This is a genomic window from Flavobacterium limi (genome assembly GCF_010645075.1).
GTDB classification, from domain to species: domain Bacteria; phylum Bacteroidota; class Bacteroidia; order Flavobacteriales; family Flavobacteriaceae; genus Flavobacterium; species Flavobacterium limi.
Genome location: NZ_JAADZV010000002.1, coordinates 594,754 through 609,446, shown reverse-complemented (window position 1 = coordinate 609,446; position 14,693 = coordinate 594,754). Strand labels below are relative to the sequence as shown.

The following is a 14,693-nucleotide window of genomic DNA, read 5'->3' as shown; positions in this document are numbered from 1 at the left end:
GCTGCCTGAGCTGTTGCCAAACCAGATGTGTCGCTGCATTGTAAAGTCACATTTAAGGAAGCTGCAGCGGTTGTCCATGTTGGTGCGGTTGTGTCTTTAACAGTAACTATTTTTTCACAAGTAGAGCTGCATCCATTTAAAGTAGTTGTTAATAATAATTTGAACGTTGTATTGCAAGTAGAACCAGCTAAAACAGTTACATTTTGTGCATTTGAAGCAGATGTGATTGTAGCGCCATTTGCAGTTACTGCAGGCAAAGACCATGCATAAGTAGTCATATTGGCTGGAGCCACATACACATTAGAAGAAGACAAACATACAGGACCAGAAGTACCAGCAATAGAACAACTAGTAGGAGTATTTACCGTTACGGTTGCTTGACTTGTAGCAATATCATTTCCAGAACATAAACCTGAATTAGAAAATATTGCTCTGAATAATGTGGTTTCTGTTAAATTAGCTGTATTATAAGCTGTTAAACCTGCAGTATTAGTGATATCTACCCACACTGAAAATGGAGCAACAGATGATTGCCACTTGATTACAGTAGAATTAGCAGTGAGACCGGTTATTGTTAAAGCGCTACTAGCTCCTGAACAGATAGTTGTGCTTGGTCCAACTGTTCCTTTTAGTGGAATTCCAAAAGTAAGTGGGGTATTAATACATGGACTTGAACTTGGAGAGTTACCGCTAACAGATGCTAATTTTGTAACATTTATTATACCAGGGTTATTTGGGTCACAAATATTAATTCCTAAACTTCCAAAAGGAATATTAAACTCTAAAAAGGTAGCACCAGAATTACAATTTGCGTTACCGGACTGCGCAGCAAGGCCTGGGGGGATGACGTTAGTTTGAGTTTTAACATTTCCATTTCCAGTATATAAAGTAAAACCATTTCCGTTAGAATTAATCTCTAAGATATATTCAGCACCACCTACACTAATGGTACCTCCAAATGAATCTGATGTTAATCCGGTTAAAGGATCATTATTGGTATCTAAGTACAATCTAAAAAGAGCTGAACCACCATTACCAATGTCCATACCTAATCTTAATACTTGATTTTGAGTGTCAACTTTAGCGTGAATCGTTCCAATTTGACACGTTGAAGAAGGACTAGCTAATAATAGTTTGCTGTAAACAGTACCAGTTGCATATTCATCACCAAATGTATTGGGGCCTGGGCAGTAATCTCCATCAAATGTATTTTGAGAATAGCCTTTTGTAATAAATATTAGCATGAACGTTATGAAAACGTCTCTAATATTTTTGAATGTAAAAAAATAAGTAATGATTTCCATAATCTCTAATTTTATTAAGTTAGGATTAAAAATGTTTTGGACTTCTTGCCTTTTAAATGAATTTTTGGAGTTATTCATTAAAGGCATTTAGATTTAATTAAGGCGGGAAGAAAGTGGTATTGTGATTATCTCAAAATTTTAACATTAAATCTATGAATCAAAGTTATATAGATTGATTAAATTATGTTTTCTTTATCTGTGACTAACCTGAAAAATCGTTTAAATGCATTTTTTTGTTAAATAATTAATTTAAAATGCTTCTTTTTAATAGAATTATAACAAGATAAGAGAGGTGTTTTTTTATTTTTTGAGATATAATTTGTAATAATTTTATCTATAAAATATTGTTTGTCAGTATTTTATATTCTATTTTATACGCTCTGATAATATCGGTTAAGTGATAATTTTAACAGATGAACAACGCTTTTTTTTAAAATAACTTAAGTTTAATTATTTACTGTTTGGTTAAATTTTATTCCAAAATGTTAACAGAATAAAAAAAAAGCAGGCTATTGAAATTTCTTTTGTAAATTAGAAATTGAATTATTCCTGTTGGTATCTATCCTTAAAAATATATTTTATGAAAAATTTAATTTTAATACGACATGCAAAATCAAGTTGGGAAGCACCTTTAAAAGATTTTGACAGACCCTTAATGAAAAGAGGTATTTTAGATGCCCACAGCGTTTCAGGCGCCATTTCGAAATTTCTTCCTAAAACCTATACAATATGGAGCAGTACTGCTGCCAGGGCTTTAGAAACAGCTATCATTTTTGCACAAAACTTGTCATACCCATTAGAAAGTATTTTATTCAAAGATGAATTATACACTTTTGATGACAGACATCTCGAAAAAGTTATTAAATCATGTGATAATAGTTTAGAAAGCGTTATTCTTTTTGGACATAACGAGGCTATTACAAATTTTGTTAATAAATTTGGGGATGTTTTTATAGAAAATGTTCCAACTTCAGGTTTCGTATCACTCCAATTCGATTCAGAAAGCTGGGATACGATTGGTAAAGGCAAAACCCATAAAACAATTTTCCCCAAAGATTTAAAATAAATAACGTGCACGAACAGAAATATATCGACAGAGAAAAAAGCTGGTTAGCGTTTAATGCAAGAGTACTTCAGGAAGCCGGTGATAACACGGTTCCGCTTTTAGACAGACTGCGTTTTGTTGGAATTTTTTCAAACAACTTAGATGAATTTTTCAGAGTTCGATATGCTGCAATACGGAGACTAAGCCTTTCAGGTATTTCAGGCGAAAAATATTTAGGAGGGATTTCCGCACATCAATTAATTAAAGATATCACAGAGATTGTTATTCAGCAACAGTCCGAGAGTTTGCGTATTTTAGGAAACATTGAAGCGGAACTTGAAGCCGAAAACATTTTTATTATAACCGAAGATCAGATCAGTCCCAAACAAGAATGTTTCTTAAAGGACTTTTACATGCAAAAGTTAAGTCCGGAACTGGTGACTATTATTTTGAATGACCTGGCCGTTTTTCCGGTTCTTAAAGATACTTTAGGTTATCTGGCAGTTCGTTTGGAACTGGCTAATGATGAGATTCGTTATGCTCTGATTGAAATTCCTAAAAATATCAATCGGTTTGTTGTACTTCCTTCAGAAGATGAAAAACAATATGTGATTTTAATTGACGATGTTATTCGTTATAAACTAAAAAGCATTTTCAATATATTTGATTTTAAAAGTGTTTCGGCACACATGATTAAAATTACACGTGATGCTCAATTAGATATTGACAGCGATTTGAGTAAAAGTATGCTTGAAAAAATTGCTTCATCTGTAAAAGACCGACGAATAGGCGAGCCGGTTCGTTTTATTTACGACAGCCAGATTGAAGATGATACCCTGCATTTCTTTTTAGAGAAAATGAAAATCGTAGAAACAGATAGTATCATCCCGGGCGGGAGATACCATAACCGCCGGGATTACATGAGTTTCCCAAATTTAGGTCGTTACGATTTACTGTATAAACCTAATGAGCCTTTGCCGGTTCCGGGTTTAAGTCTCGACGGAAGCATTTTAGAAAAAATAAACAAAAAAGATTATTTGGTTCATGCGCCATATCAGTCTTTCTCATACCTGACTAAGTTTTTGCGTGAGGCAGCTTTAGATCCAAAAGTAACCAGCATCAAAATTACTTTATATCGTCTGGCTAAAAATTCGCAAATTATCAGTTCTTTGATTAATGCAGCTAAAAATGGTAAAAAAGTAGTGGTTCAAATCGAACTTCAGGCACGTTTCGATGAAGCTTCAAATATTTCTTATGCAGAACAAATGCAGACTGAAGGAATTGAACTTATTTTTGGAATGAAAGGCTTAAAGGTTCACAGTAAAATATGTGTAATCGAAAGAGTCGAAAACGAAAAAACACGCCGTTACGGTTTTATTTCAACAGGTAATTTTAATGAAGCTACCGCCAAAATTTATACAGATGTAACACTTTTTACCTGTCATCAGGGGATTCTAAAAGACATTTCAAAAATATTTGAATTTTTTGACATCAACTACAGGGTGCACAGATATAAGCATTTAATTGTATCTCCACATTACACGCGTTCCAAATTTATTAAACTGATAGACCGGGAAATTCTGCATGCTTTGGCCGGCAGGAAAACACATATAAAATTGAAAATGAATAGTTTATCTGATTTTAAAATGATCGATAAATTATATGAAGCCAGTAATGCAGGAGTTAAAATTCAGCTTCAGGTAAGAGGAATCTGTTCTTTAATTCCGGGAATCCCTGGCATGAGTGAGAATATTGAGGCAATAAGTATAGTTGATAATTATCTGGAACATTCAAGAGTATATATTTTTGGAAATGCCGGTTTAACAGAAGTATATATATCTTCAGCCGATTTTATGACCAGAAATCTTGATGGAAGAGTAGAAGTTACTTGTCCAATTTATGATTTATCAATTAAAAAAGAATTAATAGATAATTTTAATATTGCATGGAAAGGGAATGTAAAAGTGAGGTATCATTCTTATAAATTAGATAATAAATACAAAGCCAGAAATCATCATGCTCCTTTCAGGGCACAACTGGAAACGTATAAATACTACCAGAATAAAATCGAAATAGCGGAAGCAGCTGTTCAAAAAACAAATTAATAATTACACAAATTTAAATTTCAAATCATAAAGTGAGCATGATTAAAATAAAAAAATACGCAGCAATAGATATCGGTTCAAATGCCATGAGACTTTTGATATCGAATGTTGTAGAGCAGGAAGGCAAAGAGCCTCAATTTAATAAAAGTTCACTTGTTCGTGTACCAATACGTCTTGGGCAGGATGCCTTTACAGTTGGTGAAATTTCAGAAGAAAATATTGACAGGATGGTTGATGCCATGAAAGCATTTTACCTTTTAATGAAAGTTCATAAAGTTGAGCGTTATATGGCTTTTGCAACTTCAGCAATGCGGGAGGCTTACAATGCAAAAGAAGTGGTAGGTCTGATTAAGAAAAAAGCTGACATAAAAATTGAAATTATTGACGGGAAAAAAGAAGCGGCTATTATTGCTTCAACAGATTTACATCATTTGCTTAGAACAGACCAAACTTATCTTTTTGTGGATGTTGGTGGCGGAAGCACCGAATTTACTCTTTTTTCAGATGGGAAAATGATCAATTCAAGATCATTCAAGGCAGGAACAGTTCGTTTGCTGAATAATATGGTTCATGATGTGGTTTGGGATGAGATTGAGAAGTGGATTCGAACCAATACTAAAGATTATGAGGAAGTTACTCTTATTGGTTCAGGAGGAAATATCAATAAATTATTTAAAATGTCCGGAAAGCAGCAGGAAAAACCGCTTTCATACATTTATATCAATTCACAATATGCTTTTTTAAACTCTTTGACTTATGAACAAAGAATAGCCGAATTAGGGCTGAATTCAGACCGTGCCGACGTAATTATCCATGCAACCAGAATTTATCTGAATGCGATGAAATGGAGTGGGGCACGCCAGATTTATGTTCCAAAAATTGGACTTTCTGACGGAATAGTAAAAGCAATGTACTACGGTAAAATTTAAACTTAAATTTTACCATTTTACAGGTTATAATTAAATTTGGAAATTATTAATCTGTAAAAAAATCTTCAAATCAATTTTTTAAAATGAATAAAACTCGACTCGAAGCTTTCAGTGATGGTGTATTAGCTATTATTATCACCATTATGGTTTTGGAAATTAAAGTACCGCACGGACACGAGTTTGCCGATTTAAAACCGCTTATTCCTAAATTTTTGAGTTATATCCTGAGTTTTATTTATGTTGGAATTTACTGGAACAACCATCATTATTTGCTTCATGAACTGACTAAAGTAAACGCAAAAATCCTTTGGGCTAATATGCATTTGTTGTTTTGGCTATCCTTAATTCCGGTAGCGACAGGCTGGATGGGAGAACATAATTTTGCAAAGGCCTCAATGACTCTGTACGGAGCAGTTTTGTTTTTTTCTGCAATTGCCTATTTCATTTTACAAAATCTTATAATTTCAAGCCAAGGAGAAAATTCGGTTCTGGCAGACGCAATAGGAAAAGATTTAAAAGGGAAAGCCTCTACAATTTTAAATATCTTAGGAATTGCTTTTTCATTTTACAACGAATGGATCTCGGGTGCCGCTTATCTGGCAGTCGCTTTCTTATGGCTTGTCCCGGATAAAAGAATTGAGAAAGTTTTTGCTTCAAAAAATTAATTTAGAAGCTGATGAAAACTGTTTTTCAGTCCATCCAGAATTTATCTTTGGAAGAGTTAAATCTTTTAGACGGTTTAATCACGTTTCGGAAATTAAAAAAAGGAGAATTTTTGCTGATGGAAAATCAGGTATGCAATGAAGTTGTTTTTATAAAAAAAGGAATTCTGCGTTCTTTTTTCGTTAATCACAAAGGAGATGAGATTACTAATTGTTTTGCTTTTGAAAATGAATTTATGGCGTCTTTTGCCAGTTTTATAACAGAAGAAAAAGCAGAAGAAAACATTCAGGCTTTGACTGATACAGAAGTACAGGTTTTAAGTCGAAAAGGTTTGGAAAAACTGTATCAGTCAGGTTACAACTGGCAGGAAACAGGAAGAAAATTAACTGAAATAGAATTTGTAAACCTGAACAAAAGAATGATTTCTTTTCAAAAATTATCAGGTACACAACGCTATGAAGAGCTTTATAAAAATCACCAAAAATACCTGCAGTTAATTCCACTCCAATATTTAGCCTCTTATTTAGGAATTACACCAAGACATTTAAGCCGAATCAGAAAAGCTGCTTTATAGGACATTTGTCCGGTATGATTTTTCATGTGAATAGTATTTTTATAAAAAATATAAACATGAAAAAAATACTGATTATAAACGGACATCCAAATCCGGAAAGTTTCAATTTTGCTATTGCTAATGAATACCATAAAGGAGTAATTGATTCTGGCTCTCAGGTTGAAACCATAACCATTGCCGAATTGAAATTCAATCCGAATTTACAGTTTGGTTATCAAAAACGAACCGAATTAGAACCGGATTTAGCTGAAGCCTGGAAAAAAATCCAAAATGCCGATCATCTGGTCTGGGTTCATCCCGTTTGGTGGGGGGGTCTGCCAGCTATTACAAAAGGTTTTATCGATCGTTTATTTCTACCCGGAATGGCATTTCAATACCGTGAAAATTCGGTTTGGTGGGATAAGCTTCTAAAAGGTAAAACAGCTCACATCATTACCACTTTAGATCAGCCAGGCTGGTATTACCGATTGGTTTATGCAAGGCCAAGTGTGAATCAGTTAAAGAAATGCACCCTGCAATTTTGTGGCATAACACCTGTAAAAGTAAGTTATATCGGAATTGTGAAAACCTCTACTGAAGCTCAAAGAAAGAAATGGTTACAAAAGGTCTATGATTTGGGATTAAGAAATCAATAATCATTAAGGTATGTCCAATCCAAATGTCGAACGTAAAAGTTCAATATTTGGGTTGATTTCCAATAAACGATTGTATCGGTCCTGATCGTTAAAACTTCTTTTGTTTTCTATCGTTTCATTTACAATTACTTCAATTGTAATATCATGATTGTGTAAGTGCCCTTTTAAATAGCCTAAAAGTCCGTTAACCTGGCTTTCAAAATCTAATTTAGAACCTTCATTCGGCAATTCAATTGTAATTACGGTTCCGTTTAATTTTGGGTCGTTAATCAATAATAACGATTCCATGATTTTGAAACCTTTTTCCCCTAAACGCTGTGCATATTTGTTCCAGTACAAAAGCATGTCTGTTTCTGAAAATTCTTCTGTAAGCAGGACTGAAGTAGGTTTAACATAAGATTTACTGTTTGCTTCCAGCTCTTTTTTCTTACGGATACTTGCCAGAGAAAAAGCAGATACTTTTGGCTCATTATTGTTTTCAGGTTTAGCAGCCACAGTATTTTGAACTTGTGTTGCAGCTACAGTTTCTTCTTTTAGAGGGGGTGCAGTTTCAGTTTCAGTTTCAGTTTCAGTTTCAGTTTCAACTTTGGACTTCGGATTTTGGACTTCAGTGATAGAATATCCTCCGTTTTTAAAATAAGTGGGCGGAATTATAAATTGCTCAGCTTTTTTTTTTCTCCATCAAAGTTGATAGAGGCTAACTGCATGAGGCATAACTCGACCAAAAGACGCTGATTTTGGCTTAATTTGTATTTTAAATCGCAATCGTTGGCAATGTCTATTCCCTGTAATAAAAAATCCTGAGAACATTTTTGAGCCTGTGTGCCGTACATTTGCTGTGCTTGTTCGCCCACTTCAAGCAAACTTAAAGTAGCAGGGGTTTTACTTACTAATAAATCCCTGAAATGCGAAGCTAAACCGGCTATGAAATGATGCCCGTCAAAACCTTTTGCAAGGATATCGTTGTATGCCAGTAAAAGTTCCGGAATTTTATTTTCTAAAAGTAAATCTGTAATCGAAACATAGGTCTCGTAATCCAGAACGTTTAGGTTTTCGGTTACGGCCTGATGCGTTAAATTGGTTCCGCAAAAAGAAACCACACGGTCAAAAATGGATAAAGCATCACGCATAGCACCATCTGCTTTTTGAGCAATAATATGCAAAGCATCATCTTCAAAACTGATTCCCTGACTTTGTGCTACATCAGCCAAATGTTCTTTGGCATCCTTTACAGTAATTCTTTTGAAATCAAAAATCTGACAGCGTGATAAAATCGTGGGAATGATTTTGTGTTTTTCTGTTGTCGCTAAAATGAATATAGCATGTTTTGGCGGTTCTTCCAATGTTTTCAGGAAAGCATTAAAAGCAGCCGAAGACAACATATGAACCTCGTCAATAATATAAACTTTATACTGTCCTGTTTGGGGAGGGATTCGAACCTGATCAATCAGGTTTCGGATATCATCAACGGAGTTATTTGAAGCTGCATCTAACTCAAACACGTTAAACGCAAAATCTTCATTTGGATCGTCATATCCGGGCTGATTTATTTTCCGTGCCAAAATACGTGCGCAGGTGGTTTTACCAACTCCACGCGGTCCTGTGAATAAAAGTGCAGAAGCAAGATGATTGCTTTCTATGGCATTTAGCAAAGTGTTTGTAATGGCTTTCTGCCCCACAACATCCTTAAAGGTCTGCGGGCGATATTTACGTGCCGATACTACAAATTGCTCCATATTCTTTTTTATTCGATAGCAAATATAGCGTATAATTTAATGATTTAAAAATTTAAAAATTGAAAGATTTTAAGTGTTTTGAATGTCAGAATATAACGTGATTTATCTAAACTTAATATCAGTAATTTATTATTATTCATCTTGTAAAAACTGTTTATAATTACTTGCTAACCGTCTTTTTTTGATCTTCAAAATTATTTTTTCTAAGATTCATACCATACGTGTAATTTGTAGAAAGGATGACGTCGTTACAGTCAAAATGCTTGATAACTCCATTTTCTTGCAAAGCTACAACCCAACACGTATTCTGGTGCATTCCGTAATCGATAAGAAAAATGGCCTGACCTGTTCCCAAGGGAGTTTCTACTAATATTGAAGGTTTTAATTGATGTTTCATAATTTTAATTTTTTATAAAAATACATTTCCTTAGAAACAAACGCGTTATATTATTATGGCAATCCTTTATAGAATTAATTGAAGATTTTTTGTATTAAAATTTCAATATTAAGAATCTGATAATAACTGGGAAAAATATAACTAACCCCAAATTATCTTATAATTTTTTACAACTCAATCGGTTTAATTTTAAGTTGTTAATTATTAAAAAATAGTATTATGAAATTCAAATCAATTGTATTAGGAATGAGTCTTGCTCTTTCATTACTGGCCTGCACGCCTAAAGATGCAGATATTCAAAAAGAAATTAATGCAAAATTAGCTGATACACCTGAAATCCAGGTTACGGTTCATGAAGGTGTTGCTACGATTGTCGGTACATGCAATGACGAAGCTTTTAAGAAAAATATTGAGCGTTCTGTTAAAGCAGTTAAAGGAGTGAAATCAGTAGTGAATAATTGCCAGATTCCGGAGCCTAATGTAGAACCTGCTGCTGCAGCTGTCATTATCAATTCGGATGCTGATTTAGATAAATCGGTTGGTAAAGTGATCAAATCTTATGAAGGTGTTAGTGCAACAGTTGTGGGTGGTGTAGTTACGCTTTCAGGAGAAATTAAAAGAAGCCAATTGCAGCCTTTGATCCAAAGCATACAGGAATTAAAACCTCAAAAAGTCGATAACAAACTAATAATTAAATAATATCGTTATGGGCTTACAGGAAAAATACAGCGAATTAATTAATCTGGCTGCCGATTTAGGAGTAGATGACTTGCAGGTAAGAGAACAAAACAGCGTATTATATATTGATGGCAAAGCTAAGTCAGCTGCCGATAAAGACAAACTTTGGGATACGTACAATAAAATAGATCCCGATTACAGAACAGGGGATGTAGTAATGAACATCGAAGTTACACAGGGAGTTTTAAGGGAATATACTGTTGAAAATGGTGATTCGCTTTCTAAAATTGCAAAATCATACGGTGTTTCCTGGCAGGACATTTTTGAAGCTAATAAAGATATTATTTCAAATCCGGACCTTATTCAGCCAGGCTGGAAACTCAAAATACCAACATTATAAAATTGAAAAAATTCAATAAAAAAATTCCAAATTCCAATGTTACAGCTGTAGTATTGGAATTTGGAATTTTATTTTGTCTAAGTTTCACAGTTGGAATTTTAAAAATTTTACCTTCCCCTAATACTTAAATCAAATAAAAATTTGGCAGTTTCCTGATCTGAGTCGGCTGAGAAACCGGCTACATAAACCCCTTTTTTGCCATTAATAGACTTAATTCCGTATACAACTGCCTCATCGCCCGGGTCTGATTCCCCCTCGTATCGATACACATGAACAATTTCAAATTTCTCAGGATTTTTTTTAATCGCGTCTGCATTTCGATTAAAATCACATGTAAATCCTTTTTCATTTAATTGATCTAAAGCTTTTGAAACAGTTGCGTAATGATACATTCTTTTCATAATAAACTGAATTTAAAATTATAGAATCTTAAAGATAACCAATTTGAAATTAATAGGTTAAGAAAATGTAAGGAAATCTGAAATTTATATTTTAGCTTCTTAGGTGATAAAGTAGTACTTTTGCCCCGCAGACCGCCTTATCGTCGTTTCAATTTATTGGAAGGGAGGAAAGTCCGGACACCACAGAGAAGCATAGCGGGTAACCCCCGTCGGTCTTAGCAATAAGGCAAGGACAAGTGCAACAGAAAGTATGTACAGGTAATGCTGTAGTGAAACCAGGTAAACTCTATGCGGTGAAATACCAAGTATATCAGCATTTAAGGGCTTCTCGTTCGTTGCTGAAGGGTAGGTAGCTTGAGTTCCGGAGTAATTCGGAATCTAGATAAATGATAAGGTATTGTTTCGTTTCGGCGGGACAAGAACAGAATCCGGCTTACAGGTCTGCATTTTTTATATATTTGTGAAAGTTCTAACTCATTTTCATGAATATAAATACATCCAATTCTTCTTCAAAAACTAAGAAAACACTTTTTCACTCTGTAGTTACCAACCTTACTTTTTGGGTTTTAATTGCCATTGTCACAGGGATTTTACTCGGACATTTTTCTCCTGATAATGGTGTAAAAATGAAAATTGTGGGAGAAACTTTTGTCGATATCATCAAACTTTTTATTGGCCCGATTATATTTTTAACGATTGTTTTGGGAATTTCCGGAATGGGAAACCTGAAGAAAGTAGGGCGAATAGGTGTAAAAGCTCTCGCTTATTTTGAAGTGGTTTCAACAGTTGCTTTGGCTATTGGAGTAGTAGTTGCTTATTTGTTTCAGCCCGGCAAAATTGATAAATCGGGTTTGGCTTTGCAGGATGCGAGTAAATACACCAATCATGCGGCAGAAAATTTTTCGTGGCTGCAGTTTTTCTTTTCGAATTTTACGCTGCAGGTTCTTTTAGCTGCTATTGTTTGTGGTATTGCGTTGAATTTTTATCAAAAGAGAGAACAGACAATTTTGGTTTTGGAACGTTTTTCAAATGTCGTTTTTACCGGATTAAAATATGTGATGTATCTGGCACCTCTTGGTGCTTTTGGAGGAATGGCTTACACAACAGGTAAATTTGGTTTAGAAACTTTAATTCCGCTTGGGAAATTGATGCTGTGCGTGTATCTTACGATGGCTTTATTTGTGTTTTTGATTCTCGGAAGTCTTTTGAAATACTACAAAATCAATATTCTGTCGATTCTCAAATATATTAAAGAAGAACTTTTACTGGTTCTTGGAACTTCCTCTTCTGAAGCGGCTTTGCCAAGCATAATGATAAAACTGGAACAAATGGGCTGCAGTAAATCGGTTGTAGGATTGGTGATTCCTACGGGTTATTCTTTTAACCTCGACGGAACATCGATTTATCTTTCGATGTCGGTTATTTTTCTCGCGCAGTTGTATGATGTGCATTTGAGTTTCTTTGAAATCCTGACAGTGATCGGAATTCTGATGATTACCTCAAAAGGTGCGGCGGGAGTTACAGGAAGCGGATTTATTGTTCTGGCTTCAACTTTAACGGTACTGCATAAGATTCCGGTTGAAGGTCTGGCATTTTTGCTGGGAGTTGATAAATTTATGAGTGAAGCAAGGGCAATTACCAATTTGATTGGAAATACGGTGGCAACAATTATCATTTCGAAAACAGAAAGAGATTTTACAGAATTGAACCTAAATCCTCTACAGGAAAAATAAGGCTTTTGTTATAAATACACAAAGCGCTAAGCTTTATACGGTCGTATCTGCTTAAGCGCTTTGTAACTTAAAATGTGGTATTTAGAAAGTGGTATTAAAATCTAGGATTCGTCTTTGGTTGTGCGTACTAAACTAATTCCCGACATGAAAAACACAATTCCTAGTATTCCGTAGATAATCAGTGATTTAATATCTCTTGTTTCGCCTGATGTGCCGGCAAATATAACTGCTGTATAGATTAAGCCTACAATACCAAGAATGGTAAGTAATCCTCCAAAAAATCTCTTTAAGTTCATGATTGTGATGTTTATTGGTTCATCACAAAATTATCTTTACCTTCATTAAATCCTGTTATATAATTATATTCGGATTTTATATGATTTACAGCGGATTACATTTTTAATAATTTCAGTTGTTATCAGAATTAAAAGGAAGCGATAAAAACAAAAAATCTCTGAAGCTTAGAATTCAGAGATTTTTTGTGTAATTCAAAAAAGAAGTTATCCTTCGTCATCTTCCGTTGCTTTTACCGATAAATCGCCAGAAAGTTCATCATCATCATCTGTTGAGTTCAATTCGAAAAAACTAAAGTAAGAACCTCCATAACTTTTCTGGAATGAAAAATTGCTTAAATGATCCAGTTTGGTGTATTTTGAATGTTCGATAATCATCATGCCGTCTTCAGAAAGTAAGTCTCTTTCGAAAACCGTCAAAACAATTTTTTCAAAAACTGTCTGATCTAAACCATAAGGCGGATCAGCAAAAACAATATCGTATGAAGTTTTACAATTATCTAGATATTTAAAAACATCACTTTTAGTGGCTGCAATATTAAAATCATATTCTGCAGCAATCTGTTTGATGAATTTCACACAGCCAAAGTCACCGTCAACAGAGGTAATGGGAGCACTTCCGCGTGAAGCGAATTCATAACTGATATTGCCAGTTCCTGCAAATAAATCTAAAACTTTTAAGCCGTCAAAATTAAAATGATTATTCAAAACATTAAATAATGCTTCTTTGCTCATGTCAGTTGTAGGTCTTACAGGAAGGTTTTTTGGCGGAAAAATGCGGCGTCCTTTGTATTTTCCAGAAATGATTCTCATGATTGAAATAAGATATAATGTTTTTGATTTTCGGCAGTTGAGAAGCTGTTTTTTTGCTGTAAAGGGCTTACATCCAGAAAGGATACATTGCGGATATACTTATAAGCAATAGCATAAAACGGATCTTTTCTGCTAATTGTACCAAGAAATTCAAGCGGAAAAATTTCCGGATTCAAACTCAATTGTTCGGCAGTAAAAAGCAGGTAATAAATAAAATCTTCAGGAGTCTGATATTCAAAAGAATTAAAAAACAATAGTTTTTGATTCTGAACAACAATAAGCTCAAAGTGAGCGGGATTGAAATTCACGATCATTTTTTTATCATCATTATTTTTTGAGGCCTCCAGGATTTTTTCAACCAAAATACTATTGACATGTTTATAATCAAAGGACCCGACATTGTCAATTAGGAAATTATTGATGTTTATATAGGGGATATATACAGCATTCATTTCGTAATTTGAAATTTTATCGTAGGTAAAAAAATCAGTTTCAAAAACTTTTGTAGTGTATTGCAAATAGCTTCCTAGGTAATCCTCATCAAAAAGGGCATCAGGAACAAAAGTGGAAAGATTGTTATTATGGATGACCATAATCTCGTCATAAGAAGCTTTCAGTTCCGGATATTTTTTAAAAGCTTCTGCATAAAAGTCTTCTATTTTTATTGTTTTTTTTGAAGTATCAAATTGAACTTCATTAAAAGTTGTAATAATATTATTCAGTGTGTCGAAACAACAAAAAGAAAATCCCGTCAGCGAAACCTGAATAGAAAGTTTTTTATAAAGTTTAGAGGTAATATTAGTGTTTTGAAATGCCATAATATGATTTACAATTCCTTACTGTAGTATTTGAAAGAATTTTATTCGATCACAAACTTACAAAATCAATATCAAAAATCAATGGCAATTTCAATGTTGAAAAGAGTAGTGAAAATGATAATTTCAAAAATTAATAGTAGTTAAAAAAAAACAATTTCAATTAAAAAGG

The 14,693-nt window shown here is 33.9% G+C and carries 17 protein-coding genes and 1 other RNA gene; 10 read left to right on the top strand and 8 right to left on the bottom strand.

Annotated features, from left to right (window positions below):
- Positions 1-1,304: hypothetical protein (locus GXM16_RS07065; protein ID WP_163393688.1), on the bottom strand; the 1,304-nt coding region annotated here is incomplete at its 3' end.
- 580 nt (positions 1,305-1,884) lie between these two features.
- Between GXM16_RS07065 and GXM16_RS07060 the strand changes: the two genes are divergently transcribed.
- The 6 genes from GXM16_RS07060 to GXM16_RS07035 all read left to right on the top strand — a co-directional run bounded on the left by GXM16_RS07060 (position 1,885) and on the right by GXM16_RS07035 (position 7,255).
- Entirely contained in the window at positions 1,885-2,370 is a 486-nt protein-coding gene (locus tag GXM16_RS07060) for a SixA phosphatase family protein (protein WP_163393687.1), read from the top strand.
- 5 nt (positions 2,371-2,375) lie between these two features.
- Positions 2,376-4,454 carry a polyphosphate kinase 1 gene (gene ppk1, locus GXM16_RS07055; RefSeq protein ID WP_163393686.1) on the top strand — a complete coding sequence of 693 codons (2,079 nt, stop codon included), beginning with the start codon at positions 2,376-2,378 and terminating at the stop codon, positions 4,452-4,454.
- 38 nt (positions 4,455-4,492) lie between these two features.
- Positions 4,493-5,383 (top strand): Ppx/GppA phosphatase family protein, encoded by an 891-nt coding sequence (locus tag GXM16_RS07050; RefSeq protein WP_163393685.1) that lies wholly within the window; start codon positions 4,493-4,495, stop codon positions 5,381-5,383.
- 83 nt (positions 5,384-5,466) lie between these two features.
- The gene (locus GXM16_RS07045) at positions 5,467-6,048 is read left to right on the top strand and encodes a TMEM175 family protein (protein ID WP_163393684.1); all 582 of its coding nucleotides are present in this window, start codon (positions 5,467-5,469) and stop codon (positions 6,046-6,048) included.
- Positions 6,049-6,059: 11 nt separating this feature from the next.
- Positions 6,060-6,620: a Crp/Fnr family transcriptional regulator gene (locus GXM16_RS07040; RefSeq protein WP_163393683.1), complete on the top strand. Its 561-nt coding sequence runs from the start codon at positions 6,060-6,062 to the stop codon at positions 6,618-6,620.
- Between the two features lie 56 nt (positions 6,621-6,676).
- Positions 6,677-7,255: an NAD(P)H-dependent oxidoreductase gene (locus GXM16_RS07035; RefSeq protein ID WP_163393682.1), complete on the top strand. Its 579-nt coding sequence runs from the start codon at positions 6,677-6,679 to the stop codon at positions 7,253-7,255.
- Positions 7,256-7,258: 3 nt separating this feature from the next.
- Here GXM16_RS07035 and GXM16_RS07030 read toward each other — a convergent pair whose 3' ends face one another.
- From GXM16_RS07030 to GXM16_RS07020, 3 genes are all read right to left on the bottom strand, one after another.
- Entirely contained in the window at positions 7,259-7,750 is a 492-nt protein-coding gene (locus tag GXM16_RS07030) for a DNA polymerase III subunit gamma/tau (RefSeq protein ID WP_229684205.1), read from the bottom strand.
- A 155-nt stretch (positions 7,751-7,905) separates the two neighbouring features.
- A complete protein-coding gene (gene dnaX / locus GXM16_RS07025) occupies positions 7,906-8,991 on the bottom strand; it encodes a DNA polymerase III subunit gamma/tau (protein WP_163393681.1) in 1,086 nt (361 codons plus the stop codon).
- Between the two features lie 160 nt (positions 8,992-9,151).
- A complete protein-coding gene (locus GXM16_RS07020) occupies positions 9,152-9,388 on the bottom strand; it encodes a hypothetical protein (protein ID WP_167519852.1) in 237 nt (78 codons plus the stop codon).
- A 219-nt stretch (positions 9,389-9,607) separates the two neighbouring features.
- On the opposite strand from GXM16_RS07020, the gene GXM16_RS07015 reads away from it, so the two are divergent.
- Both GXM16_RS07015 and GXM16_RS07010 read left to right on the top strand, forming a co-directional pair.
- A complete protein-coding gene (locus GXM16_RS07015; RefSeq protein ID WP_163393680.1) occupies positions 9,608-10,087 on the top strand; it encodes a BON domain-containing protein in 480 nt (159 codons plus the stop codon).
- 7 nt (positions 10,088-10,094) lie between these two features.
- Positions 10,095-10,466, top strand: coding sequence for a LysM peptidoglycan-binding domain-containing protein (locus tag GXM16_RS07010; RefSeq protein ID WP_163393679.1), 372 nt, complete (start codon positions 10,095-10,097; stop codon positions 10,464-10,466).
- 107 nt (positions 10,467-10,573) lie between these two features.
- Here the strand turns inward: GXM16_RS07010 and GXM16_RS07005 are convergent, their stop codons facing one another.
- Positions 10,574-10,867: an SH3 domain-containing protein gene (locus GXM16_RS07005; RefSeq protein ID WP_163393678.1), complete on the bottom strand. Its 294-nt coding sequence runs from the start codon at positions 10,865-10,867 to the stop codon at positions 10,574-10,576.
- Positions 10,868-10,991: 124 nt separating this feature from the next.
- Here GXM16_RS07005 and rnpB point away from each other — a divergent pair.
- Positions 10,992-11,319, top strand: an RNA gene (rnpB, locus tag GXM16_RS07000) — RNase P RNA component class A.
- A 30-nt stretch (positions 11,320-11,349) separates the two neighbouring features.
- Entirely contained in the window at positions 11,350-12,600 is a 1,251-nt protein-coding gene (locus GXM16_RS06995) for a cation:dicarboxylate symporter family transporter (RefSeq protein WP_163393677.1), read from the top strand.
- Positions 12,601-12,701: 101 nt separating this feature from the next.
- Here GXM16_RS06995 and GXM16_RS06990 read toward each other — a convergent pair whose 3' ends face one another.
- The 3 genes from GXM16_RS06990 to GXM16_RS06980 form a co-directional block, all read right to left on the bottom strand.
- Complete coding sequence (locus GXM16_RS06990) at positions 12,702-12,896, bottom strand: hypothetical protein (RefSeq protein ID WP_008467912.1); 195 nt, start codon at positions 12,894-12,896, stop codon at positions 12,702-12,704.
- Positions 12,897-13,100: 204 nt separating this feature from the next.
- Positions 13,101-13,706 (bottom strand): RsmD family RNA methyltransferase, encoded by a 606-nt coding sequence (locus GXM16_RS06985; protein WP_163393676.1) that lies wholly within the window; start codon positions 13,704-13,706, stop codon positions 13,101-13,103.
- Positions 13,703-14,524 (bottom strand): DUF3822 family protein, encoded by an 822-nt coding sequence (locus GXM16_RS06980; protein WP_163393675.1) that lies wholly within the window; start codon positions 14,522-14,524, stop codon positions 13,703-13,705. Before GXM16_RS06980 ends, GXM16_RS06985 begins: the two co-directional genes overlap by 4 nt.
- Positions 14,525-14,693 lie beyond the last annotated feature (169 nt).

What these genes read in the sequence shown, in the direction of transcription:
- GXM16_RS07060 (WP_163393687.1), top strand. Translation starts at nt 1,885, where the DNA reads ATGAAAAATTTAATTTTAATACGACATGCAAAATCAAGTTGGGAAGCA.
- GXM16_RS07050 (WP_163393685.1), top strand. Translation starts at nt 4,493, where the DNA reads ATGATTAAAATAAAAAAATACGCAGCAATAGATATCGGTTCAAATGCC.
- GXM16_RS07045 (WP_163393684.1), top strand. Translation starts at nt 5,467, where the DNA reads ATGAATAAAACTCGACTCGAAGCTTTCAGTGATGGTGTATTAGCTATT.
- GXM16_RS07040 (WP_163393683.1), top strand. Translation starts at nt 6,060, where the DNA reads ATGAAAACTGTTTTTCAGTCCATCCAGAATTTATCTTTGGAAGAGTTA.
- GXM16_RS07035 (WP_163393682.1), top strand. Translation starts at nt 6,677, where the DNA reads ATGAAAAAAATACTGATTATAAACGGACATCCAAATCCGGAAAGTTTC.
- dnaX (WP_163393681.1), bottom strand. Translation starts at nt 8,991, where the DNA reads ATGGAGCAATTTGTAGTATCGGCACGTAAATATCGCCCGCAGACCTTT.
- GXM16_RS07020 (WP_167519852.1), bottom strand. Translation starts at nt 9,388, where the DNA reads ATGAAACATCAATTAAAACCTTCAATATTAGTAGAAACTCCCTTGGGA.
- GXM16_RS07015 (WP_163393680.1), top strand. Translation starts at nt 9,608, where the DNA reads ATGAAATTCAAATCAATTGTATTAGGAATGAGTCTTGCTCTTTCATTA.
- GXM16_RS07010 (WP_163393679.1), top strand. Translation starts at nt 10,095, where the DNA reads ATGGGCTTACAGGAAAAATACAGCGAATTAATTAATCTGGCTGCCGAT.
- GXM16_RS07005 (WP_163393678.1), bottom strand. Translation starts at nt 10,867, where the DNA reads ATGAAAAGAATGTATCATTACGCAACTGTTTCAAAAGCTTTAGATCAA.
- GXM16_RS06995 (WP_163393677.1), top strand. Translation starts at nt 11,350, where the DNA reads ATGAATATAAATACATCCAATTCTTCTTCAAAAACTAAGAAAACACTT.
- GXM16_RS06990 (WP_008467912.1), bottom strand. Translation starts at nt 12,896, where the DNA reads ATGAACTTAAAGAGATTTTTTGGAGGATTACTTACCATTCTTGGTATT.
- GXM16_RS06985 (WP_163393676.1), bottom strand. Translation starts at nt 13,706, where the DNA reads ATGAGAATCATTTCTGGAAAATACAAAGGACGCCGCATTTTTCCGCCA.
- GXM16_RS06980 (WP_163393675.1), bottom strand. Translation starts at nt 14,524, where the DNA reads ATGGCATTTCAAAACACTAATATTACCTCTAAACTTTATAAAAAACTT.